Source organism: Mojavia sp., from assembly GCF_059505145.1.
Map to the genome: position 1 here is coordinate 1 of NZ_JCACKA010000122.1, position 22791 is coordinate 22791.

Annotated in this window: 28 protein-coding genes and 1 pseudogene; 19 read left to right on the plus strand and 10 right to left on the minus strand. The window is 45.5% G+C overall.

The annotated features are described in order from the left end of the window. Positions 1–23: 23 nt before the first annotated feature. The 10 genes from AC5JL8_RS32925 to AC5JL8_RS32970 all read right to left on the minus strand — a co-directional run bounded on the left by AC5JL8_RS32925 (position 24) and on the right by AC5JL8_RS32970 (position 4651). Positions 24–356, minus strand: a complete 333-nt coding sequence (locus AC5JL8_RS32925; protein ID WP_495883895.1) for a hypothetical protein — start codon at positions 354–356, stop codon at positions 24–26. A 106-nt stretch (positions 357–462) separates the two neighbouring features. Next, complete coding sequence (locus AC5JL8_RS32930; RefSeq protein WP_495883896.1) at positions 463–987, minus strand: hypothetical protein; 525 nt, start codon at positions 985–987, stop codon at positions 463–465. Continuing rightward, a complete protein-coding gene (locus AC5JL8_RS32935; protein WP_495883897.1) occupies positions 980–1435 on the minus strand; it encodes a DUF1392 domain-containing protein in 456 nt (151 codons plus the stop codon). The genes AC5JL8_RS32930 and AC5JL8_RS32935 overlap by 8 nt, the downstream gene beginning before the upstream one ends. Further along, positions 1435–1689 carry a MerR family transcriptional regulator gene (locus AC5JL8_RS32940; protein ID WP_495883898.1) on the minus strand — a complete coding sequence of 85 codons (255 nt, stop codon included), beginning with the start codon at positions 1687–1689 and terminating at the stop codon, positions 1435–1437. The genes AC5JL8_RS32935 and AC5JL8_RS32940 overlap by 1 nt, the downstream gene beginning before the upstream one ends. Positions 1690–1737: 48 nt before the next feature. After that, positions 1738–1941 carry a hypothetical protein gene (locus AC5JL8_RS32945; protein WP_495883899.1) on the minus strand — a complete coding sequence of 68 codons (204 nt, stop codon included), beginning with the start codon at positions 1939–1941 and terminating at the stop codon, positions 1738–1740. A 67-nt stretch (positions 1942–2008) separates the two neighbouring features. Further along, complete coding sequence (locus AC5JL8_RS32950; protein ID WP_495883900.1) at positions 2009–2812, minus strand: hypothetical protein; 804 nt, start codon at positions 2810–2812, stop codon at positions 2009–2011. A gap of 110 nt (positions 2813–2922) precedes the next feature. After that, positions 2923–3120: a hypothetical protein gene (locus AC5JL8_RS32955; protein WP_495883901.1), complete on the minus strand. Its 198-nt coding sequence runs from the start codon at positions 3118–3120 to the stop codon at positions 2923–2925. A 31-nt stretch (positions 3121–3151) separates the two neighbouring features. Then, positions 3152–3352, minus strand: coding sequence for a hypothetical protein (locus AC5JL8_RS32960; RefSeq protein WP_495883902.1), 201 nt, complete (start codon positions 3350–3352; stop codon positions 3152–3154). Then, the gene (locus AC5JL8_RS32965) at positions 3345–3671 is read right to left on the minus strand and encodes a hypothetical protein (protein ID WP_495883903.1); all 327 of its coding nucleotides are present in this window, start codon (positions 3669–3671) and stop codon (positions 3345–3347) included. The genes AC5JL8_RS32960 and AC5JL8_RS32965 overlap by 8 nt, the downstream gene beginning before the upstream one ends. 134 nt (positions 3672–3805) lie before the next feature. Then, positions 3806–4651, minus strand: a complete 846-nt coding sequence (locus AC5JL8_RS32970) for a hypothetical protein (protein ID WP_495883904.1) — start codon at positions 4649–4651, stop codon at positions 3806–3808. A gap of 234 nt (positions 4652–4885) precedes the next feature. Between AC5JL8_RS32970 and AC5JL8_RS32975 the strand changes: the two genes are divergently transcribed. From AC5JL8_RS32975 to AC5JL8_RS33065, 19 genes and pseudogenes are all read left to right on the plus strand, one after another. Next, entirely contained in the window at positions 4886–5218 is a 333-nt protein-coding gene (locus AC5JL8_RS32975) for a helix-turn-helix domain-containing protein (protein ID WP_495883905.1), read from the plus strand. 282 nt (positions 5219–5500) lie between these two features. Beyond that, a complete protein-coding gene (locus AC5JL8_RS32980) occupies positions 5501–5707 on the plus strand; it encodes a hypothetical protein (protein ID WP_495883906.1) in 207 nt (68 codons plus the stop codon). A 114-nt stretch (positions 5708–5821) separates the two neighbouring features. Then, positions 5822–11974: an AAA family ATPase gene (locus tag AC5JL8_RS32985; RefSeq protein WP_495883907.1), complete on the plus strand. Its 6153-nt coding sequence runs from the start codon at positions 5822–5824 to the stop codon at positions 11972–11974. An 11-nt stretch (positions 11975–11985) separates the two neighbouring features. Continuing rightward, positions 11986–12615 carry a response regulator gene (locus AC5JL8_RS32990; protein WP_495883908.1) on the plus strand — a complete coding sequence of 210 codons (630 nt, stop codon included), beginning with the start codon at positions 11986–11988 and terminating at the stop codon, positions 12613–12615. 209 nt (positions 12616–12824) lie between these two features. After that, complete coding sequence (locus tag AC5JL8_RS32995; protein WP_495883909.1) at positions 12825–13361, plus strand: DsbA family protein; 537 nt, start codon at positions 12825–12827, stop codon at positions 13359–13361. A 17-nt stretch (positions 13362–13378) separates the two neighbouring features. Further along, positions 13379–14305 carry an alpha/beta hydrolase gene (locus AC5JL8_RS33000; RefSeq protein ID WP_495883910.1) on the plus strand — a complete coding sequence of 309 codons (927 nt, stop codon included), beginning with the start codon at positions 13379–13381 and terminating at the stop codon, positions 14303–14305. Positions 14306–14360: 55 nt separating this feature from the next. Next, positions 14361–14882 carry a cupin domain-containing protein gene (locus AC5JL8_RS33005; protein ID WP_495883911.1) on the plus strand — a complete coding sequence of 174 codons (522 nt, stop codon included), beginning with the start codon at positions 14361–14363 and terminating at the stop codon, positions 14880–14882. A gap of 35 nt (positions 14883–14917) precedes the next feature. Beyond that, the gene (locus AC5JL8_RS33010) at positions 14918–16486 is read left to right on the plus strand and encodes a GMC family oxidoreductase (protein ID WP_495883912.1); all 1569 of its coding nucleotides are present in this window, start codon (positions 14918–14920) and stop codon (positions 16484–16486) included. A gap of 114 nt (positions 16487–16600) precedes the next feature. After that, positions 16601–16786: a hypothetical protein gene (locus AC5JL8_RS33015; protein WP_495883913.1), complete on the plus strand. Its 186-nt coding sequence runs from the start codon at positions 16601–16603 to the stop codon at positions 16784–16786. Beyond that, the gene (locus AC5JL8_RS33020) at positions 16752–17036 is read left to right on the plus strand and encodes a cupin domain-containing protein (protein ID WP_495883914.1); all 285 of its coding nucleotides are present in this window, start codon (positions 16752–16754) and stop codon (positions 17034–17036) included. Before AC5JL8_RS33015 ends, AC5JL8_RS33020 begins: the two co-directional genes overlap by 35 nt. An 81-nt stretch (positions 17037–17117) precedes the next feature. Next, a complete protein-coding gene (locus tag AC5JL8_RS33025) occupies positions 17118–17954 on the plus strand; it encodes an alpha/beta fold hydrolase (protein WP_495883915.1) in 837 nt (278 codons plus the stop codon). A gap of 101 nt (positions 17955–18055) precedes the next feature. Continuing rightward, positions 18056–18682, plus strand: coding sequence for an MOSC domain-containing protein (locus AC5JL8_RS33030; RefSeq protein WP_495883916.1), 627 nt, complete (start codon positions 18056–18058; stop codon positions 18680–18682). Positions 18683–18783: 101 nt separating this feature from the next. Then, entirely contained in the window at positions 18784–19275 is a 492-nt protein-coding gene (locus tag AC5JL8_RS33035) for a cupin domain-containing protein (protein ID WP_495883917.1), read from the plus strand. Positions 19276–19316: 41 nt separating this feature from the next. After that, a complete protein-coding gene (locus AC5JL8_RS33040; protein WP_495883918.1) occupies positions 19317–20186 on the plus strand; it encodes an alpha/beta fold hydrolase in 870 nt (289 codons plus the stop codon). 45 nt (positions 20187–20231) lie between these two features. Beyond that, a pseudogene (locus tag AC5JL8_RS33045) lies at positions 20232–20835 on the plus strand (dienelactone hydrolase family protein). Beyond that, on the plus strand, positions 20724–21314 hold the full coding sequence (locus AC5JL8_RS33050) for an FAD-dependent oxidoreductase (protein ID WP_495883921.1): 591 nt from the start codon (positions 20724–20726) through the stop codon (positions 21312–21314). Before AC5JL8_RS33045 ends, AC5JL8_RS33050 begins: the two are co-directional and overlap by 112 nt. Positions 21315–21346: 32 nt before the next feature. Beyond that, positions 21347–21763, plus strand: a complete 417-nt coding sequence (locus AC5JL8_RS33055; RefSeq protein WP_495883919.1) for an oxidoreductase dimerization domain-containing protein — start codon at positions 21347–21349, stop codon at positions 21761–21763. 78 nt (positions 21764–21841) lie between these two features. Beyond that, positions 21842–22591 (plus strand): SDR family oxidoreductase, encoded by a 750-nt coding sequence (locus AC5JL8_RS33060; protein WP_495883920.1) that lies wholly within the window; start codon positions 21842–21844, stop codon positions 22589–22591. Positions 22592–22603: 12 nt separating this feature from the next. Beyond that, positions 22604–22708, plus strand: coding sequence for a 3-alpha domain-containing protein (locus AC5JL8_RS33065; protein WP_495883922.1), 105 nt, complete (start codon positions 22604–22606; stop codon positions 22706–22708). Positions 22709–22791 lie beyond the last annotated feature (83 nt).

Sequence of the window (22791 nt, forward strand, 5' to 3'; positions counted from 1 at the left end):
TTCCCCGCGTTAAGCAATCGCTCTTACTTTTTCACCAACGTCATTTGCTTTTTGCCAGTGAAAGCCCCCGCCTGCTTGAGTGCCGCAGTTGGATTCGGGTGTGCGAAAAACTCCTCAATTGCTTTAGTCAGTCCGGCAGCAACGGCAGGATCATGACAGGCGTAGATATAGACTGATTGCTGAGTGCCGTTGACGAGACGATTCTCTTGGCGAGATCCCAACTGGGGGTAAAATGTCCTCACCCATGTCCCCAGATGACCCCGGTAATGTGAACCTTGCAGAGGCACTTTTTTACCAAGCTCACTCTCTGCAAAGTTGACCACGCCTAACCAGCGTTCTTCTGAAGGGGTTAGCAATTTTCTGTTGTGTTCAGCCAGAAGATTAGCGGCAAAGTCTTTAAAATGCTGCTCGATGTAAGGATTGAGTCTGCCCCCTGTTCAGCTAAAGTCTTCATCGCATCCACTACACTAATGTCTGCAACCGTTGCTCAACTGGAGGAAGGGCAAGGGCAGGTGGCTGTTCTGGTTGTTGCGGGGTCTTTGTCCAGCCAGTGATATCTTGCATCCAGGCGCGAACACCGATAGTTTCAAATGCTTCACAGGCTCTTGTTGCTTGTTCGCTACATCTTTTACCTGCTTCGTAACCGTAATAATGAAGGATTGCGGCAACGGCTAAATCAGGTATACCCGACTGCGACCACTCTAAAATGTCAGCAGGCTCAAAGCCTTTACGGATAAGCTTTTCAACAAGTTTAGACCGAGAAATGTCAGCAGCAGTTTTAAGGCTTCTGAGCAATCCAGCATCGTTGACATTCGCTAGTCTTGCTGTTGCCCGAATACTAGCTCTACCCTGGCCATTAGAGTCAACAGTGATTTCTTCCTTAATCTGTTCGATAATTTGGGCGGCTTCAATTTGTGGCATAGCTTTAGTTGTGTGAGTATCAGAACAATTCAAAATCTGTTGAGTTTGGCGCAGAAAATTAGACATTGACCCGCATCAAGTCTTCTTCTCTGACTAATGAAAAGCGATTGGTCATGCTGGATGGTGGGGAAAAAGTAGGTGATGCCAATTCGACTTTGTAAAACCAGGACTTCTCGATTAGCTCAATCCCCAGAATCAGCCTTTGGTTTGTGCCGCGATTGGGAAATTGCAACAGTACGCGCTCGCCCAACACAAAAGCTGGTTTTTTCACAGTGGTAGGTTTTATTCGACCAGTGCCAAGAATTTCATGTTTTGTTGCGCGTACAATATCGTTCTCAACATCGATAACGTAGTTCCATTCACCTTGATACCACTGCACTCCACAACAATGTCCGAATGTTCTATCAGTTTTGAGATAGACTTTCTCCAACAAATTGATTCCAACAGATGGAATTTGATTACCCCAGGGTGGCGAGAGGAACCAGCATCTTTCTAACTCGGTGATTGCTTCCATTACGCTTTTCTCCCCAAAAGATAATTGATGGCTTCGGTGTCAAGAGCAGCAATACGTTTTTTGATTTGATGTGGTGGATTTTCAAGGAACTGTTTGAGATGCCAAAGTTTAATCTCGTAATGCTTGGGATAGCGTTTATTTGCTTTGAGCCAACCGCGATGCACCCACAAGCGGATAGTTGATAAATTCAGCGAAAGGATACTAGCGATTTCATGACATTTGTAATTTTCTAAATCTGTCAAATGTCTAGTCATTTGTAACTCTCCGATATTTGATATAGAGAGAATATTTACCAGCGAGATTTATTCTGATTGTTGGAACTTGTGAAGAATCCGAGCGCTGATAGATTCAAAATCAACTTGAAAAATGTTTAAATCAGTTAGCATTTCCCCAGAGTTATATCGGTCTGTTATGTACTGCTTGATTGCTGATTCGTTCAGCCCATCAGGAATATTGATATGAGCCTCACTAGTGATTCTTTCAACTACAGTAACGATGAGTTTCATGGGATAAATCTGTGTAATCAATTGATAAGAAGAAGCCAGAATATTTACGCTCTGGCTTCTGTATTCTTCAAGCTGCCTCAGATTTTGTTCCTTGCAACTGCTGCATCCACTCGTTGATTGCCGCTAATTCATCAACCCCCTTAGCAACAGCATCAACAACTTGCTTTTGATATGAAGACTCGGCATGATTCGGGTGTTCAGTTTTATCAGCAGCCCAAGCAAAGCACATTGTTTTCACTAGTTCATCAACTTTACTAATGTGCAATTGGCTGGGGCTAATAGCATCTTGAAACTGCAACCACTCTTTTACTAAATCCAGTGGGTAATCAAGCAAAGTGCGTATTTTTCTGACTCGTAAATCTTGCGGAGCTACAGTAGACGGTGGCTGAGTTCGTGCCCCACCTAATAACGTTTGAATGCCGTGAATGATTGCTCCCCAGTCAGCGTTCGGGTTCCATTCTGCCCTGATTCTTACTTTAGTAGCCGCATCATATAACCGACAAAATACTGTATTCTCTTCGCCAGAAGTAACAGCAAGAATCAGGGGTTTAGAGAAGTCTTGTATAAGTGATGCAGACAAAAGAAATGTTTTCGCAAAATTGGTTTCTATGCCAGTTCTGATGATATAAATCTCATCCGCAGCGACAACAATATCTAACTTCATGTTGTCCTTGCCCTTGTATTCTTTCGTTGTCAAACGCAATTCTGATAAATAACCTGTTAAACCGCGTTGCTGAACAGGGATCGTCTTATCCTGGTCATTCTTGTAGTGATACCACAAGAATGATTCCCCACTGACTTCACCGTTTTTGACGTACAGATAAATGGGTTCTGGGGGATTGCAAAGACCTAATTTTATGTCAGTATTCATGTTGACCTTGACAATGTATGAAGTGTGCAATAATTAAATTCATTAAGCGAGATGTAATCCGAGTATTTGCGATTGCCTGGATATAAGCTCATTCAGACAATCGCTTTTTCCTAAACAGAACTTTCTGATGCAACACCAGACTTTTGATTACTCTCCAGTTCACACTTCAAGTAAGACAGTGCAGTTTGAGCATCCACGATTGTTAAATCAGGCTGATAATCAAGTGCTTTAAAATCTGGGTGCTTGGCTATCTCTTCAAGGATTAGTTGTGCCGCATCAATTAATGTACGCAAATTGGGATGAGACATTTGGATTGCTCCTACGAATTGATTTGAGTTGTTATTGCATTTCTTCGATAATTTCCAACAGAAAACCACAGCCAGTGTTTTGCACTCTCACAAGGTTTCTATCGAGCAAATATTGGATGGACACATTGGAAAACTTGATAGTATGCAAAGGCGCACAACCTCCACGGCAACGGAGAGAATGCAATAAATTAGTAGCAGTCAACTCAGAAGAAATTTTCTGTGGTTTAGCCATTTGTACTACCTCCAGTTACAGCAGCTAACTGTTGCTTGAGAACGTCTATCTGCTGCTGATGAGCGTCAATTTCAGCAGTGATTTGTGAGAATAATTCTTGTCGTGAAAGCGTTTTTATCTGATGCTCTTGGTAATGCAGCAAGTCTTGGGAATTCTTATGTGGGATCAAAGAATAACGCCAGCCTTGTCCATATTCTTCTGCCAGAAAAGTGTCTTGGGCGTAGTACTCAAGCCCAACGATAATTCCTTGCTGTGTGCGTTCACCCAACGTAAAGCGGGGATACTCCCAGCCTTTGGGTATCGTGATCATGGGTTGCATATATTTAATTGGTGATTGAAGGGATTGGTGGAATTTTGGGAGAAAATTACTGAGGTTTCTCCCAATAAGGTTGGTTATATTAAATTGCGAATTGCGAATTGCGAATTGCGAATTGTGTGATGCCCACTCTTTCCCTATGCCGCTATTAGCTCACTGTTGTACGCTTCAGACTCCAGCAGCTTCCACCATTCATCAGCCGTCAGTTCATCAAATGCCTTGTCTAAGAGTTCATCGCAACACACAGGATTGACCAATAGCGATCGTACAGCCTCCATTGCAGACTCACACGCTACCTTCTGCTGATGTTCTGAAGAAGCGCGGATGATCCACCATTTGCCCTCTGTACAGCCGACTTCGCCCAATTTCTCGCCATCACTCGTATAAATCCCATCGTCGAGCAATTCCAAGCCGTGCTGCTCACACTCGTTGAAAATCTGCACCATGATTTCATTGCCAGTAGAAGAAGTAGGGAGCAAGGGAGAGAATTCTTCCCCTCCGCTCCCTGCACCCTGCCCCCGTGCTTCTTGCTCTTGCATTGGTAATGACCCATCTTTGTAGTGCGTACAGATGTAGCGGTGGCACTGCATTGGGGTAGCAGCACGATGGGCTTCCGCACCGTTCACCATCACTACCCAGCGTTGCGTTACAAAATCGTCGGCATCATGGGTGATTGCGGCTATCAACTGGTTGCCTGCGTAGTATTCGTGATCGTAGAAAGATATTTCGACTATCGTTAGTTCTTCGGGTGCTACGGCTTGGGCTTGGTCTGCGATGTGGCGGTCGAGTTCAGCTTGGGCGGTGGCTTGTTCGCCAACCTTCTGAAGCTGGGCGGATTGGTGGGAGATGATTGCGCTAATCCATGCGTCCTTGCAGCGTTTGTCTTGTACTTTGATTGTGCAGCCGATTTCGCTGTAGATTTGCTTGAGCCGGGCTATGGATTTCAGGTGCAGCTGTTGATGACTATATGTTGCGTGTGTCATTATATTGGTTATCCATCTGTATGGTGGGTGTTTTAAAAGGCGATCGCTTCGTTTTCCAGACTGCGGCGGTCGTCTTTTGTTATGTTTTAATATTACTAACTAGATGATACTATATGCAATACTTTAGTAATATCATTTAGTTATGGTTGAGTGCAATTTGCATAACTAATATTAATTAGTTAGCACTACTAGCTAGATGATAGTATTAACTATATAGGAGTTGAGGACGTGTCTGTGAAAAACAAAATCAAGAAATTTCTTTATGAAAGAGGCATAACAGCCTACCAGTTTAGAAAAGATGTAGGAATAGCTCAAAGAACCGCGTATGACTTGTACAATAATCCTGACCAGTTACCTTCATCTACGGTTCTGAGTAAAATATGTGATACTTATGAGGTTCAACCGGGTGAAGTGTTAGAGTGGGTTCCCAAAAGCGAGAAGCCTGAAAAAGGGGTTTCTGTAGAATCTTCTCAATCTGATAGTTCAGAAGAGAACCACGGTTCAATTAAAAATAAAGCGAAACCAAAATCTCAAATGCAACTGCTACCGCCACAGGAAGCTGCATGAGTATCTTTACTCTAAGTAAAGCAAATCAAATCTTTAGCTTACTGTGTCTCCCTCTAACAGATAAGCGAAATTTACCCAGGATTAGCTGCACCTAGATTGGTGTTAGAGGGTGATGGAGTTATGAAGCTAGGAGGTTTATCGATTTCCGCTTTTATGAAGTCTGCATCATTAGAAATTAATGAATATATTAGTTACTCAATTATTCCGAGAAAAGCTACAGTTTAGATTAAAAAGCGGTTTCAGGATGACAGACCCACAAGTTCTACACCTCAGCAATCAACGATGCGACTAATGCCCACGCCGAATTATCTGCCGCAGGAATGCCAGCAGATGCAAGATATCTGCGCTCGCATCAATCTGGTGTATTCTAGTGGGCTTTTGGAGTCGGTGCAGAGGTTTTTGGAGTCGTTGGAGAAGCTGAAGCGGGCTTATTTGACGGAGTTGGAGGAGAAGGTGTTGAGGGTGCTGAAGTTTAAAATCATAGTTTAGACCCTTAATCTTATCAAATTTATTCTCGATTACCAAATAGTAAGTAATTATTTTTGGAATGACAATTGCTGTATAGTTTGAGGTATTCGAGATCGTACTCTCAAGATTTGCTCTATGATTGCTCTACCTGGTATTGCCATCCAAAGCAAGATATATGAAAGTCCTAATTCTCTGGTTTATCGGGGCATTAGAGAGGATGGAGTAGCGATCATAGTAAAAATACTCAAGGAAGATTATCCCTCTCCTCAAGAACTAATCCGTTACAGACAGGAATATAAAATTACCCGTTCCCTCAACTTGGAAGGGGTTGTCAAGGCATATAGCCAGCAAAACTATCAACGTACTCTGGTGATTCTCTTAGAAGATTTTGGGGGAGAGTCCCTAGAGCAATGGATGCACAAGCGTCCAGATATTTTCTGCCCTATGCCATTATCCACTTTTTTAGATCTTGCGATCGCAGTTTGCGACATTCTGGGCAGAATCCATGCAGCCAATATCATTCATAAAGATATCAACCCTGGAAACATAGTCCTAAATCTGGATACTGGCGTTGTCAAAATTATTGATTTTGGTATTGCCACCCAATTTAACCGCACGAATCCGGCTTTTAAGAGCCACTATGTTTTAGAAGGGACACTCGCCTACCTTTCTCCAGAGCAAACAGGACGAATGAACCGTTTGCTTGATTACCGCACCGATTTTTACTCGCTTGGGGTGACGTTCTACGAACTGCTAACCGGACATCTACCGTTTAAAGCAACGGATATGCTGGAACTAGTCCATTGTCATATTGCCAAACAGCCACCTTCACCTCATGAAATAAATACAAAGATTCCCAAACTCGTTTCAAATATCATTCTGAAACTGATGGCGAAAAATGCAGAAGATCGCTATCAGAGTGCCTGGGGAATCAAAGCAGATTTAGAAATCTGTGCTTACCAATTAGCAGACATCGGTCAAATTAACAGCATTAAATTGGGTCAGCAAGACGTTTGGGATCAGTTTCAAATTCCCCAAAAACTATATGGAAGGGACAAGGAAGTTGCAATGTTACTGGCGGCTTTTGATCGTGTAGCGTGTCAAGAAAACAATCGCATTACTTCTTTACCAAACAATTCAGAAACGACTTCACAAAGCGAACAAACGGGCAATCCAAAATTCCAAGTTGAAATGATGCTGGTCTCTGGCTACGCCGGAATTGGCAAATCAGCATTAGTGCAGGAAATCTATAGACCAATTACCCAAAAGCGTGGCTATTTTATCTCTGGGAAATTTGATCAATTCCAGCGCAATATCCCTTACAGCGCGATCGCAAATGCCCTGCAAAAATTGGTGCAGCAACTGTTGGGTGAACCAGACGACCAAGTGCAACAGTGGCGAAATCGCCTGCTCACGGCATTAGGCAGCAATGGACAACTCATCATTGATGTGATTCCCGAAGTAGAACTCATTATTGGCAAGCAGCCACCTGTACCAGAAGTTGGAGCAGCGGAAGCTCAAAATCGCTTTAATCGTGTCTTTGGGCAGTTTGTGCGGGTGTTTTGTTCAGCAGAACATCCCCTGGCGATTTTCTTAGATGATTTGCAATGGATCGACTCCGCCACGCTGAAATTAATCGAACTGATGCTACTTGATGAGCAAACCCAATTCTTATTTTTGATTGGAGCCTATCGAGATAATGAGGTAAATCCAACGCATCCATTAGTATTAACCTTGGAGAGGCTGCGAAAACAAGGGGCAGTGCTTCAAAAGATTATCTTGGAACCATTAACGCTCTTGCCGTTGAGTCAGTTGATTGCCCAGACGCTGCATCAAAATGTAGACAGCGTTCGTTCCTTAGCAGAGTTAGTGTTACGTAAAACCGAGGGCAATCCTTTCTTTGTCAACGAATTTTTGAGGATACTGTATAGCGAAAATTTATTGACATTTGATGCACAACACTACCGCTGGCAGTGGAACATTGCTCAGATTCAAGCTCAAAATATCACTAATAATGTTGTGGAGTTGATGCTTCACAAGTTGAAGAAACTGCCAGAGAACACACAGCAAATTCTCCGGTTAGCGGCTTGTATTGGTGCTGAATTTAATTTAGATACGTTAGTAATCGTTTGTGAGCAATCCCTTAAAGCAGTTTCTCTAGATTTACTCGTAGCTATCCAAGCTGGATTAATTCAACCCCTGTCTGAATTAGATGAAAACTTGTTAGTTCAAGAATATAAGTTTCTGCACGATCGTGTACAGCAAGCAGCTTATGCCTTAACCGATGAGTCGCACAAACAGTTGGTTCATCTCGAAATTGGTCACAATTTACTTGAAAAAACCTTACCAGAGCGACTCTCAGAGCGGTTGTTTGAAATTGTGGATCATCTCAATTATGGAATTGAACTGGTCACAGATCAACAAGAACGAAACGAAATTGCCAGATTAAATTTAATCGCAGGTCAGAAAGCAAAAGGGGCGATCGCTTATGGCGTGTCAAAAAAATATTTAACTACAGCTAGAGTTTGGCTGGCAGCATCTAGCTGGCAAACAGATTATGACTTGACCTTAGAGTTATACGCAGAAACAACAGAAGTAGCGTACTTGTGTGGCAATTTTGAGCAGGTGGAGTACTGGGCAGCGATCATTCTGCAACAGGCTAAAACGATCCTTGATAGCGTGAAAGCGTGCGAAGTCAAAATTCAAAGTTACATCGCACAAAATCAACTATTAGAAGCAATCAATATTGGATTGCAAGTGTTGCAACAGATCGAAATTAGTTTTCCCGAACAGCCAAGCCAGTCAGATATTCAGCTTGAACTAGACGCAATCTTATGCCTTCTTAGTGAGAAATCGATGTCTAACGACAAGCCCTACCCTGCGGGAACCCCTTTGGGGAATGGCTTTGCAGTCGCCTGCGAAGGGAAACCCTCCCCGAAGTTGCCACAACGCGGGGAACCCGCGCAAGGCACTTCTCTTCGCAGCGCTGACTCACCTCTGCGCGTCTACGAAGACTTGATTCATTTGCCCCAAATGCACGAGCCGGATAAGTTAGCAGCAATGCGAATCCTATCTAGCATCACGACTGCTGCTTATAGTGCTGCTCCTATTTTGATGCCGCTACTGATATCTAAACAAGTCAGCTTGTCAATCGAATATGGTAATGCGTTTGCGTCTCCCTTTGTTTATGCCAACTTTGGATTAATTCTGTGTAGGCAGGTTGGAGACATCGAGACCGGCTACGAGTTTGGACAGTTAGCTTTAAGGCAGTTGTCACAACCTAAGCCCCATTCTCTCAAAGCTAGAACATTGGTGATCGTGAATACCTTCATCATTCATTGGAAAGATCATGTGAGAGACACATCACAACCATTACTAGAAGCCTATCAAAGTGGGCTAGAAACCGGAGATTTAGAGTTTGCTGCCTATGGCGCTCATTCTTATTGCTTTAATTCCTATGCTGTCGGAAGCGAACTCGTGGAGGTTGAACGCGAGATGACGAAATACAATGAAGCAATTCGTCAAATCAAACAGGAAACAGCACTAATCTGGAATCAAATATTTCAGCAGGCGATCGCAAATTTGATGGGATGCTCGACCAATCCAACCCGTCTAGTTGGTAAATTCTACAATGAAGAGAATGGATTGCCACAACATAAAATAGCAAATGATGGAACTGCAATCTTTAATGTCTATTTCAATAAACTTTTCCTGTGCTACCTATTTTCCAAGTATGTTCAGGCAGTTGAAAACTCAACTATAGCAGAACTTTATTTAATCCGAGTAACAGGCTCACCTCTTGGCCCTTTTTACTACCTATATGATGCTCTGGCAAGACTCGCCATATACCCCGAAAGCAGCGCTCAAACGCAATCACAAATCCTCAAAAAAGTCGCTGTTAACCAGAAGAAAATGAAACAATGGGCGTATTATGCGCCAATGAATTATTTGCATAAATATCATTTAGTCGAGGCAGAGAAAGCGCGAACTTTGGGTCAGTGGTTTAAAGCAGAAGAGTTCTACGAACAAGCAATTCTTGGTGCTAGAAACAATGACTATCTTCAAGAAGAAGCATTAGCTTATGAATTAGCTGCCAAGTTTTACCTATTTCGTGGTAGAGAAAAGTTTGCCCAAACCTACATGAAAGAAGCTCACTACTGCTATGAACGGTGGGGAGCAACTGCGAAAGTAAGAGATTTAGAAACTCGCTATCCACAGCTATTTCCTCAATCGTCGGATGCGGCTTCGCCAACCCATAAAACTTCTGTCACCACCTCTAATCACTCACCCATTACTTTCGACTTAGCAGCGGTAATGAAAGCTTCCCTTGCGATTTCGAGTGAAATTGAACTGGATAAGTTACTCAGTTCCTTGATGAAGATATTAATCGAAAATGCTGGTGCACAAACAGGTTTTCTAATTTTAGAAAACTCAGGAAAATGGGTGATTGAAGCGTCTGGTGAACTCAAGGAAAGTGAGAATACCTATACTACACAATTACTACAATCTATTCCAACTGCAAATAATCTACCTGAATCAATTATTAATTATGTGATTCGTACTCATGAATGTGTCATTTTAAATGATGCTACTCGTGAAGGTAATTTTATTCATGAGCCATATATTCAACACAATCAAATTCAATCAATTTTATGTTTGCCTCTGCTGAATCAATGTAAGCTAGTGGGCGTGTTGTATCTAGAAAATAAATTAGCGGCTGGAGCATTTACCCCAGAACGAACGCAGGTCTTGAATCTGTTATCATCTCAGGCGGCGATCGCCATTGAAAATGCCAGACTCTACTCAAAGCTCCGCGAAGGCGAAAGTAGAATGAAACAATTTCTAGAAGCTGTCCCGGTAGGAATTGGAGTATTGGATGCGGCTGGTCGCGTTTACTACGTCAATCAACGGGGAATTCAGCTAATGGGTAAAGGGATTGATCCTTTTGTGGCACCGGATCAAATCCCAGAGATTTATCAATTTTATCTGGCGGGAACTGATCAAAATTATCCAACTGAGAAACTACCAGTTATTCGGGCATTAAGCGGCGAATGCACCACAGTTGACGATCTGGAAATTCACCAAAACAGTGCAATAGTTCCAGTTGAGGTTTGGGGAACTCCTATCTTTGATGAACAGGGTAATGTAGCATTTGCAATCGCAGCCTTTCAAGACATTACAGAGCGGAAACAAGCAGAACACCTCTTAGCCAACTACAACCGTACCTTAGAGCAACAGGTAGCCCAACGAACGGCAGCTTTACAGAAAAGCGAAGCAGAACTACGTCATCGAGAACAGGAATTACGACTGATTACCGACGCTCTACCGGCTCTTGTTAGCTATGTGGATGCCAATCGACGCTATCAATTTATCAACCGTACATACGAGGTCTGGTTTAGCTGTAATCGAAATGAGATTCTGGGCAAGTCTGTTTGTGAACTCCTGGGTGAGGCGGTTTATCAAAGGGTTGAGCCATATGTTAATCAAGTGTTTGAAGGGCAAACTGTAACCCTAGAAGCTGAAATTCCCTTTCCGCTTGGTAAAAAATCCATCAGTGCTACCTTGATCCCCGATTTTGATTACAATGCTCAAGTGAGAGGATTCTACAGTTTAATCACAGACATTAGCGAACAGCGAAACGCTGCACTGCGTGAACGCAAACGCGCCGAAGAAGCTTTAATTCTGGAAGAACGCAATCGCATGGCGCGAGAAATTCACGACACACTAACCCAGTCATTCACGGGTGTTATCATTCACGCTAGAACTGCTGTGAGCAAGATAACAGTAGACCCTCAAAAAGCTCAGGCCCACCTAGCTCAAGTCCAGAACTTAGCCCAAACTGGACTCTCAGAAGCACGCCGCTCTGTAGAGGCGCTACGCCGTCCCTACTTGTTAGAAAATAGTGATTTACTCAGCGCTTTCAAACATCTGACAAGTCAGCTAGAATCATCCACTGGTATAACAATTATGTGTGAAGCCATCGGTATCCCCTATCCGCTACCCTCTGAGGTGGAGAATAATCTGCTAAGGATTGGACAGGAAGCATTGACGAATGCACTCAAGTATGCAAAGGCAACTGAAATTCGTGTTGAACTAATCTATCAGTCCACGCAGTGCATATTACGAATCAAGGACGATGGACAGGGATTTGTAATTGACCGTTCTTCTAGTCACAATGGCTTTGGTTTATTAGGCATGGCAGAACGTGCCGATCTGATTGGGGCACAGATCCAGATCCAGAGTGCCCTTGGGCAAGGAACAGAAATTACTGTGTCCGTGAATCAGTAGGAAAAACCATCATGAGTCAACTTAATACCATTCGTGTTCTAGTTGTAGACGATCACCCCGTTGTACGTCAGGGTTTGGTTGCAATGCTGGAAGAAGCGCCAGATATCCTTGTTATTGGACAAGCTGGGAATGGTCAGGAGGCACTCGCTATCTTTCGTCAAAAACAGCCAGATGCAACTTTAATGGACTTGCGAATGCCACAGATGGATGGAGTCGCTGCGATTACTGCCATCTGCACCGAGTTTCCTGCTGCTCGGATTATCGTATTGACGACTTATGAGGGCGATGAAGACATTTATCAGGGATTGCGGGCAGGGGCTAAAGGGTATTTACTCAAGGATGCCGAGCCAGAAGAATTACTGTCCGCGATTCGCGCTGTGCACAAAGGACAGAAGCACATTCCACCCCGCGTTGGTGCCAAACTTTTAGAGCGCATGGCGAGTCCAGAATTGAGCGATCGCGAGTTAGAGGTGCTTCAACTGATTACAACGGGCAAGAGTACCCAAGCCATTAGCAAAGCTCTATATATTACTGAACGCACTGTAAACTTTCATGTCAATCATATTTTAAGTAAGCTGGGCGTGGAGGATCGCACTCAGGCTGTAATCGTTGCATTAAGGCGGGGTATTGTTAGCTTGTAGCGTCATACCTGTCAAATTTGTCAGTTTATTAGCTGTCTAAATTGTCAGCTTATCAACTGAAGTTTTTCTCAGCGACAAAATCGAGTGAACCCTCTAAATTGAGGTTATGCAGCAGATAACAGAGCGGCATTGGTCTACCCAATTATGAAAGAGGTTTTATAGCAATCATCTGTATCTACCTGCTGCACTCCTTTCCTTAAAGGTGCCAAATGAGCCTCGGTGATTATAATCGGTTGCTTGTGCCGATTTCAGAACAAGATCATATTCAAGGATTGGTGAGTACTTCAGTGACACTCGTCCAATATGGTGACTACCAGTGTCCCCCTTGTGGCGAAGCTCACCGATTAATCAAGGCAATCCAGCAACAGGTTAACAACTTGTGTTTTGTATTTCGCCACTTCCCCCAGCAGCAAATACATCCTTATGCTCAACGTGCGGCTGAAGCGGCCGAAGCGGCTGCCGCACAAGGTCAGTTTTGGCAGATGCATGACATTTTGTTTACCCATCAACAAGGGTTAGGAAACGATTATCTTGTAGAGTATGCCAATAATCTAGGACTCGATATTCCCCAATTTCTGCAAGATATATCCGGTAAAGTACATATTGCTCACATCAATCAAGATATTGAAAGTGGATTACACAGTGGAGTAACAGCTGCCCCAGCTTTGTTTATTAATGGAATTCGATATACCAGTCGCTGGAACCTTGAACAGTTGATGGCAGCTATCGCCACTGCAAGTAATTAATGAGAAGGTCAGCAATTATGCAAAGAAGAACCAGTTTTGAAAGTAAAGGTCTAAAGTGTTCCGTCACCTTTTACACTCCGGATCAAGTCGCATCTGGCGATAGCTGCGCTCGCCGAAGGCATCGCTATCCTGCCATTGTCATGGCTCATGGGATTGGCTTAACCAAAGAAATGGGATTGCCGCAGTTTGCCGAGAAATTCGCTCAAGCCGGGTTCGTCGTTTCGCTATTCGATTATCGCTACCTTGGTGCTAGTGAGGGAGAACCTCGCGGACAAATGCTTCCTACAGAGCAGCATGAGGACTTTCGTAATGCCATCACCTGGACTCAACTACAAAGTGAAGTTGACCCTGAGCGCATAGGTCTGTGGGGTTTTTCTTACAGTGGCGGTCACGCGCTGCATCTGGCTGCATTCGATCTGCGCGTGAAAGCGATCGTAGCACAGATGCCTGCGGTGAATGCGTTTCTCATCTCCCGCCGTGTGGCTTCTCCACTTCAACTGGAAGAACTCACAAAGATGGTTTCACTTGACCGGATAAAACGGTATCAAACCGGAGAGGTGAGTTACCTTCCTTTGGTTGCCCCGCCTGGTGAACCCTGCTTCCTTGCGACACCCGACGCATTCAATTGGGTTGAATCGAACAAAAGCGCAAGTGAAGGAAGATGGGAGAATCGAATCTCCTTTGAATCGATTGAACACTGTCTCTATTACGAACCGGCTCCTCACCTCGAAGCAATCTTTCCTACCCCCTTATGCCTGATTACGGGTGAGAAGGACTTTCTTTCACCTGCCGACATAACCGCCGATGTCCATGCGCGTGCGATGGAGCCTAAGTCTCTAACAATCTTGAAGGGCGGGCACTTTGACGGTTTCCAAGGTGAGGGCTTTGAGATTGCCAGTACAACTGCGTTGAACTGGTTTGAGAAATATTTGAAGCAGAAATGACAGAACTTGACCTACAAAGCAGGCGATGGCGCGGAGCATCGCACCTTAGCAGCAATTGACCACTCTGATTAGTACAGCAATTAAACATCAACTTTATACCTATCCAAAAGGAGAAAGCAGCAATCTCATGTCACAATCACTTTGGTTGTTTGGTTCTCGTCTCACCATCGTTGCCGATCACACAACTACCGCAGGTCAGTATGATCTGATCGAAGAATATTCCCTTCCTGGCTCACAGACACCCCTTCATCGCCACACGCGTTATTCCCAACAACTATACGTGCTGTCCGGGGAGTTCACGGTCTTTGCTGGTGAGAACAAGGTCGTACTGAGTGCTGGTGACAACATCTTGATACTTATTGGCACACCACACATGGTCGCCGTGTTCAGCGATCAGCCAGCACACGGGTTAGTCATTAACGCACCAAGTGGGCCTGCTCGGCTGATTACAGAAATGGGGATGCGGGATGAGACAGAAACACTGGATATGGCGCTGCTTGCACGCATTTCCGCCGAGATGGGCGATGAAACCCTTGGCCCGCCTGGAGCCCTACCCTCTGGTGCTACGAGAACATAGCAAATCCATTCCAGGCAACAGAGGAAGAGAATTTTATGACTCACTATGACTACATTGTGATTGGTGCAGGTTCGGCAGGATGCGTTGTTGCCAACCGTCTGACAGAAGACAGCGACACAACTGTGTTACTACTCGAAGCGGGTACTCCTGACACAAAGCCAGAGATTCACATCCCGGCGCAATGTCTCAGTCTACTAGGTTCTGAGGTGGACTGGGCATATTTCTCCCAACCAGAACCCTACCTGAATAACCGTAAAATCTTTTGTCCCCGTGGCAAAGTTTTGGGGGGCAGCAGTTCAATTAATTTCATGATTTATTTGCGAGGTAATCCTCACGATTATGACCATTGGCAGTCATTGGGCAATCCCGGCTGGAGTTACCAAGATGTTTTGCCCTACTTCAAGAAATCGGAACATCAGCAGCGAGGTGCGTCTGAACACCACGCGGTTGATGGGGAGTTGAGCGTAACCGATCTGATTGCACCTGCTGTGGTATCCCAACGCTTTGTAGACGCAGCAGTGGCGCTAGGATATGACCATAATCCTGATGTTAATGGGATGCAGCAGTTAGGGGCAGGACTTTATCAATTGACCATTAAGGATGGTAAACGGCACAGTGCTGCTGCTGCCTTCCTTGTGCCCATTCTTCAGCGTCCCAATTTGACTGTAACCACAGGAGCGTTAGTAACTCGCTTGTTGTTTGAAGGCACTCACACGGTTAGGGTGGAATACCTGCACAAGGGCACACTGCACCAGGTTAGGGTCAACTCCGAAGTGATTTTAAGTGCTGGCGCGTTCGATTCGCCCAAGCTGCTGATGCTTTCCGGTATTGGTGATGCAGAACACCTGCAAGCCTTGGGAATTCCGGTAGTGGCTGATTTGCCGGGTGTTGGTCAAAACCTCCAAGATCACCCTGTCGTGTCCGTGGCACACAAGGCAACTCAGGATTTACACACGGCTAGCACCAGTAGTATCGCTGAAGCTGGCTTGTTTTTGCATACCGAGGGTAATCTGGATACTGCACCAGATTTACAGTTTCTCTTCGGTCCTGTTGTGTTAGTGCCGCCTGGTTATGCCCACTCTGGTTCAGGATTCACAAGTTTCGTCTGTTTGCCTCATCCCCAAAACATTGGCAGTGTCAGTTTGCGTTCCCCCGACCCCAAAGACGCACCGATGATTCAAATGAACTTTCTCCAAAGTGAAGCTGATGTGCAAAAGTTAGTGGCAGGGATTAAATTACTGCGTAACCTGTTCGGTACAAGTGCCTTTGATGAGTTTCGCGGTAAAGAAATCGCTCCTGGTGCGGATAAGCAGAGTGATGCAGCACTGGTTGCTTATGTCCGAGAAGCTTGTGATACGGTGTATCATCCGGTCGGCACTTGCAAAATGGGCACTGACCCAATGGCAGTTGTAGACCCTGAACTACGAGTACATGGCGTTGAGGGGTTGCGTGTTGTGGATGCCTCCATCATGCCAACGATCACCACAGGAAATACAAACGCGCCCACCATTATGATTGCCGAAAAAGCAGCCGATTTAATCAAGCAACACGCACTCCGCAAACCATTGACCACAAGTTTAACGTACAAAATTCAGCCCACATAATCTATATGGGAATTGGCGATCGCGATCTTACTTTGGCGGCATTAACACCTTCTTTATCTGAGTCGGAAGTTTGAGATTTTATCACACAAATTATTCATCAATAGGAGCAATTTCATGACACAATCTTTCTGGTTTTTTGGTTCTCGCCTCAACATTGTTGCCGATCACACCACAACCGGGGGTCAGTACGATCTGATCGAAGGTTACTTCCCACCTGGCTCACAGACTCCTCCATCGTCACACGCGCTATTCCGAACAACTCTATGTGCTGTCCGGGGAGTTCACGGTCTGGGCAGGTGAGAACAAAGTTGTGCTGAGTGCTGGTGAAAGCTTCCTGATTCCGCCTTACACCCCCCACGTAGTCGCTGCGCTCGGCGATCAGCCTGCTCGCGGGTTGGTTGTTGCTGCGCCCAGTGCCTTTGCTCGGCTGATCGAAGCAGTGGGGACGCAGGATGAAACAGAAACACCTGACATGGAGCTATTTGAGCGCATTTGTGCCGAAATTGGCGACGAAATTTTGGGTGCGCCTGGAGATTTACCTGGTACATGAGGCGATGTTGACGGCATGAATGCCTTCTTGATCTTAGCCGGAAGCTTGAGACAACGAAACTAATAAAAACAGGAGACTCCAATGCCTTACGTTACTGTCGGTAAAGAAAACTCTGCAAGCATTGATATTTACTATGAAGATTTTGGAGCAGGTCAGCCCGTCGTGCTAATCCACGGGTTTCCTCTTAACGGTCATTCCTGGGAAAAGCAGGTGAGAGTTTTGCTAGAGGCGGGCTACCGGGTCATCACTTACGATCGCAGAGGCTTCGGCAACTCCAGCCAGCCATCAATTGGCTATGACTACGACACCTTTGCAGCAGATTTGAACACGCTCATGACAAAACTTGACCTGCGTGATGCCGTATTGGTCGGCTTCTCAATGGGAACAGGCGAAGTGACGCGTTATCTCGGTAAGTACGGTTCGGAACGCGTCAGTAAAGCAGTGTTAATGGCTCCAGTGCCACCCTTCTTGCTAAAGACAGAGGATAACCCGGAGGGTGTTCCTCAAAGCGTTTTCGACGGAATTATGAAGAGTATCGTAGACGATCGCCCAGCATATATGTCTACATTTTTCAAAGACTTCTTCAACGTGGATGTGTTTTTGGGCAATCGCATTAGCAACGAAGCCATCCAAATGAGTTGGAATGTCGCGGCAGGAGCTTCTGCTAAGGGGACTCTGGACTGTGTGCCGTCGTGGTTGACCGACTTCCGTGACGATCTGCCACGCATCGATGTGCCAACCCTGATCATCCAGGGGGATGCCGATCGCATCCTCCCTCATCATTCAACCGGAGCGAGACTGCCGCAGCTAATTAAAGACAGTCGCCTTGTGGTTATACCTGGAGGGCCGCACGCCATCAACTGGACTCATGCCGATCAAGTCAACCCTGCGCTACTTGACTTTCTTAAAGGAAATTAATCAGCATTCCAAAGTCCACCTAAAATCAATGGTATCTGTTGCGCTTAAACAGCGATCTAAACTGCCGTAATCGAATGCCGTCCAAAACCTTGGAGCTGAAGATGAAACTTATCTCTGTCAACGTCGGACTTCCGCGTGAAGTCATCTGGAAAGGGAAAACAGTTACAACTGGAATTTTCAAAGAGCCAGTCAGCAAACGGGTAATGGTGCGCTCGCTCAATTTAGACGGTGACGGACAAGCCGATCTCACCGTTCATGGCGGAGAAGACAAAGCAGTCTATGTCTATCCATTCGAGCATTACGATTACTGGCGAGGTGAATTGCCAGACACAGAGCTAGCGCTAGGCATCTTTGGTGAAAATTTCACGATCACTAGGTTGAGAGAAGAGGAAGTGAACATTGGGGATTGCTTTCATATCGGCAATGTTCACCTTATGGTGACACAACCTCGCCTACCCTGCTACAAACTTGGGATTCGGTTTGGACAACCAGATATGGTTAAACGATTTCTTGCGAGTCGTCGAACCGGATTTTACTTTCGTGTTTTGCAAGAGGGCGAAGTTGGAGCCGGAGACACTCTAGAGTTAGTAAGCCGAGATGAAAACAATATTACGGTTGCGGATATCACTCAACTTTATGTTCGTGAGCAAGACAATCCAGAGTTACTTCACCGCGCTGCTCAACTTGAAGCCTTACCCAGAAGTTGGCGCGACTATTTCCTGCGGTAGTGTATCTTCATCTAAATTGAGTGCGCGATCGAGATTGCAACAAAATTGTGTACCACTAACATTAGTTTACGAATAAACAACTTGTTGACTTGGAGACGACAATGACAATCAACCAAAACGGACTTTTCGTTGAATCAGGTGGGGGTCATTCTTACTACTTTGGCCAAGACCTTTATACCTTCAAAGCAATTGGTGAAGAGACAGGTGAAGCTTATGCGCTTTGTGAGGTAATCGTTGCACCTGGTGGTGGTACTCCTCCCCATCGACACAGCCGAGAAAATGAATCGTTCTATGTGCAAGACGGAGAGATTGAATTTCAACTTGACGAGCGCATCCTTATTGCAACAGATGGAACCTTCCTCCATTCGCCCAAAGGTCAGCTTCATCAATTCACCAACACTACCTCTGTACCTGCCAAAATGTTGGTTTGGGTGACACCCGCAGGATTTGAGAAATTTATTGCCGAAGTGGGAAAGACGGTGAATGGTCAAATTACATCTGCCCCACCATTGAGTTCTGAAGACTTAGATAAAATCCTCACTACTGCACCTAAGTACGGCATTGAGATTATTCCTCCGCCTTCTGAGCAATGACAATATGAGGACTCAACGTAAAACTTGCAAGGAGTAATTTCATGACTGCATTTCGCACAGTTTCTATCGACGGTTTAGATATCTTTTATCGAGAAGCTGGTTCCCGCGATAATCCAACTATTCTGCTGTTGCACGGATTCCCGTCCTCATCTCATATGTTTCGCAATCTGATACCTGCGCTTGCCGATCGCTTCCATCTCGTTGCTCCCGATTATCCAGGTTTTGGTAACAGTTCGATGCCAACTGTGAATGAGTTTGACTACACATTTGATCACCTGGCCCAGATTGTGGAGAAGTTTATTAGCGCGCTCGACCTCAAAAAATACAGTCTTTACGTGATGGATTATGGTGCGCCCGTTGGCTATCGGATTGCTACTAAATATCCAGAGCGAGTGCAAGCCCTGATTGTGCAAAACGGGAATGCCTACGAGGAGGGGTTGCGGGAGTTTACCGAACCCATGAAGACATACTGGCAAGATCCCTCTTCTGTTAATGCTCAAAAGCTGAGAGACTTTCTTACCCTGGAAGGAACGAAGTGGCAATACACCAATGGCACTCGCAATCCTGAAGCGATCAGCCCTGATACCTGGAACATGGATCAACTCTTCCTTGATCGCCCTGGAAATGCTGAGATTCAAATGGCGCTGTTTTATGACTATAGAACTAATCCACAACTCTATCCAAAATGGCAGGAGTATTTCCGCAAACATCAACCTCCCACCCTAATTGTTTGGGGTAAGAACGACGACATCTTCCCTGCTGAAGGTGCTTATGCCTACCAGCGTGACCTGAAAGACGTTGAGTTCCATTTACTCGATACCGGACATTTTGCGCTGGAGGAAGATGGGGACGCGATCGCCAACTACATCCGTCAATTTCTCTCGTCACGGTTGCAACCTGTTCCAACCTAATCAAATTTTGATTTTCAACCCCCATTCGTTGGTTAAGAAGAACACATGACAACTCAAAATGTAACCATTCCAGCCTTGTCCGGGGGCAGTTTTAGCGCCTATCTAGCAGCACCCAATACTCAGCCTCGTGCAGGAATTGTGCTAATTCAAGAAATTCTTGGGGTCAATAATACTATGCGACAGATTGCCGATGATTATGCTAAGGCAGGCTATTTGGTGATCGTGCCAGATTTATATTGGCGACTGGAACCCGGAGTGCAACTTGATGCTGACGATAAGGATCAGTGGGCTAAAGCCATTGAGCTACTCGGAGCGTTTGATGTGGATAGCGGCGTAGAAGACCTAAAGGCAACCCTGTCTTTTCTGCGGCAAGTATCCCAGCAGCACAGGCAAGGTCGGCAGTGTGGGCTTTTGTATGGGTGGTAAACTGGCATATTTCATGGCAACACGTACTGATGCGGATGCCAATGTTAGTTACTACGGTGTTGAAATTGACAAGAATTTAGCAGAGGCGACAAAGATTCAGAAACCGCTGATATTGCATCTGAGTGGAAACGACGAGTTTGTGTCACCAAGCGCTCAAGCGACGATTCAGCAAGGACTGAAAGACAAGAACGATTGTTTATCAATACAGGCACGCGACCGTTGATCCCATCGGTGTCTGGACTCAAAGAAGCTGGGTTTTTGACCAGTGAGTCGATCATGGAATTGGAAGAGTTGCCTGAGCACCTAATCGTTCTCGGTAGTGGCTACATTGGGTTGGAGTTTGCCCAGATGTTCCGGCGCTTTGGCTCTCGCGTCACTGTGATTGGGCAAAGTGAGCAAATCTTATCGCAGCAAGACCCAGATATTGCGATCGCCGTTCAAACACTCTTAGAACGAGATGGCATTGAATTCTTGCTGAAAGCGAAGGTATTAAAGATCGATCGCTCTGACAATGCAACTAAACTTCTGATTCAAGTTGGCGATCGTGAGATCAGCGTTGAAGGTTCGCATTTGCTAATAGCCGTCGGTCGTGCGCCAACCACCGATACCTTAAATCTAGCCGCTGCTGGTGTGGCAACTGATGCACGCGGATTCATTCCAGTTAACGAGCGCCTGGAGACGAACGTACCGAATGGGCGTTAGGCGATATCAATGGGGGGCCACAATATACCCATGTGGCACTGGACGATTATCGGATTGTCAAAGCGAATATGATTGATGGCGGCAACCGCAGTACACAAGGTCGCTTGGTTCCATCCTGTCTTTTTATCGACCCAGAACTGGCTCATATAGGTCTGACTGAAACCGAAGCGCAGCAACAAGGGTATGCCATTCGAGTGGCGAAGCTGGATGCAAGAGATATTATGCGAGCGGTAACACAAAGTCAAACCGATGGACTCATGAAAGCGATCGTGGATACCGAGACAGGTCGGATTCTCGGTTGTTCACTCTTGTGCCATGAAGCAGGTGAAGTAATTTCGACAGTGCAAATGGTGATGCAAGCTCAGATGCCCTATACCGTTCTGCGCGATGGAATTTTGACTCATCCCACGATGACTGAAGGGTTAAATATGCTGTTTTCAAACGTGTAAGCAGGTAGCAAGCGCAGACACCTCACAATTCTTTACACCAACTCTTTCAACGCTCAACAACTATAGGACTCATCCAAAATGAAAAAACTAGAAGGAAAAGTCAGTCTTGTTACTGGTGGCACCAGTGGCATTGGTCTTGCTACTGCCAAGCGCTTTGTCGCCGAAGGTGCCTACGTCTTCATCACGGGTCGTCGCCAAACTGAACTGGATGCCGCTGTGGAAGAAATTGGTGAAAACATCAGGGGTATTCAGAGCGATGCCTCTAATTTGGCAGACCTTGATCGCCTGTTCGCTACGATCAAGCAAGAGCAAGGACACCTCGATGTAATCTTCGCCAATGCTGGGGGTGGAGAACTCGCCCCACTTGGAGCCATCACCGAAGAACACTTTGACAAAACGTTCAACACTAACGTCAAAGGTCTGCTGTTTACTGTGCAGAAGGCACTACCTCTGTTGCCAGAGGGCGCTTCCATCATTCTGAACGCCTCAACTGCTTCTACCGTGGGTACCCCAGCCTTCAGCGTTTACAGCGCAACTAAAGCCGCTGTGCGATCGTTTGCTCGTAATTGGACACTCGACCTCAAAGAGCGCAAGATTCGTGTTAATGCCATCAGCCCTGGTGTCGTGCCTACTCCTGGCTACAATCTCATGGGACTGAGCGATGAGCAGGTGCAGCAATTTGTCGCAAGTCAGGCTGACACTATCCCCCTTGGGCGGGTGGGTACACCGGACGAAATCGCTAAAGCGGTTGTTTTCCTTGCCTCCGATGACAGCAGCTTTGTCAACGGTATTGAGCTATTTGTCGATGGCGGCATGGCGCAAATTTGAACTTTCTCAAATATCACTCAACTTTATCTGCGTGCGGAAAACAATCCAGAGTTACTTTATCGTGCTGCTCAACTTGAAGCTTTACCCAAAAGTTGGCGCGACTATTTCCAGATATAGGTAGATGGAATTAAATCTAGGGCTTGGTAGTTCAAGGGGCGACAATCGCCTGTAAACCAAGCCAGCTAAAGGTTTTGGGCTTA

Coding starts and splice junctions, on each gene's coding strand:
- AC5JL8_RS32930 (WP_495883896.1), bottom strand. CDS start 987: ATGTCTAATTTTCTGCGCCAAACTCAACAGATTTTGAATTGTTCTGAT.
- AC5JL8_RS32935 (WP_495883897.1), bottom strand. CDS start 1,435: ATGGAAGCAATCACCGAGTTAGAAAGATGCTGGTTCCTCTCGCCACCC.
- AC5JL8_RS32940 (WP_495883898.1), bottom strand. CDS start 1,689: ATGACTAGACATTTGACAGATTTAGAAAATTACAAATGTCATGAAATC.
- AC5JL8_RS32945 (WP_495883899.1), bottom strand. CDS start 1,941: ATGAAACTCATCGTTACTGTAGTTGAAAGAATCACTAGTGAGGCTCAT.
- AC5JL8_RS32950 (WP_495883900.1), bottom strand. CDS start 2,812: ATGAATACTGACATAAAATTAGGTCTTTGCAATCCCCCAGAACCCATT.
- AC5JL8_RS32955 (WP_495883901.1), bottom strand. CDS start 3,120: ATGTCTCATCCCAATTTGCGTACATTAATTGATGCGGCACAACTAATC.
- AC5JL8_RS32960 (WP_495883902.1), bottom strand. CDS start 3,352: ATGGCTAAACCACAGAAAATTTCTTCTGAGTTGACTGCTACTAATTTA.
- AC5JL8_RS32965 (WP_495883903.1), bottom strand. CDS start 3,671: ATGCAACCCATGATCACGATACCCAAAGGCTGGGAGTATCCCCGCTTT.
- AC5JL8_RS32970 (WP_495883904.1), bottom strand. CDS start 4,651: ATGACACACGCAACATATAGTCATCAACAGCTGCACCTGAAATCCATA.
- AC5JL8_RS32980 (WP_495883906.1), top strand. CDS start 5,501: ATGCGACTAATGCCCACGCCGAATTATCTGCCGCAGGAATGCCAGCAG.
- AC5JL8_RS32985 (WP_495883907.1), top strand. CDS start 5,822: ATGATTGCTCTACCTGGTATTGCCATCCAAAGCAAGATATATGAAAGT.
- AC5JL8_RS32990 (WP_495883908.1), top strand. CDS start 11,986: ATGAGTCAACTTAATACCATTCGTGTTCTAGTTGTAGACGATCACCCC.
- AC5JL8_RS32995 (WP_495883909.1), top strand. CDS start 12,825: ATGAGCCTCGGTGATTATAATCGGTTGCTTGTGCCGATTTCAGAACAA.
- AC5JL8_RS33000 (WP_495883910.1), top strand. CDS start 13,379: ATGCAAAGAAGAACCAGTTTTGAAAGTAAAGGTCTAAAGTGTTCCGTC.
- AC5JL8_RS33010 (WP_495883912.1), top strand. CDS start 14,918: ATGACTCACTATGACTACATTGTGATTGGTGCAGGTTCGGCAGGATGC.
- AC5JL8_RS33015 (WP_495883913.1), top strand. CDS start 16,601: ATGACACAATCTTTCTGGTTTTTTGGTTCTCGCCTCAACATTGTTGCC.
- AC5JL8_RS33025 (WP_495883915.1), top strand. CDS start 17,118: ATGCCTTACGTTACTGTCGGTAAAGAAAACTCTGCAAGCATTGATATT.
- AC5JL8_RS33030 (WP_495883916.1), top strand. CDS start 18,056: ATGAAACTTATCTCTGTCAACGTCGGACTTCCGCGTGAAGTCATCTGG.
- AC5JL8_RS33035 (WP_495883917.1), top strand. CDS start 18,784: ATGACAATCAACCAAAACGGACTTTTCGTTGAATCAGGTGGGGGTCAT.
- AC5JL8_RS33040 (WP_495883918.1), top strand. CDS start 19,317: ATGACTGCATTTCGCACAGTTTCTATCGACGGTTTAGATATCTTTTAT.
- AC5JL8_RS33060 (WP_495883920.1), top strand. CDS start 21,842: ATGAAAAAACTAGAAGGAAAAGTCAGTCTTGTTACTGGTGGCACCAGT.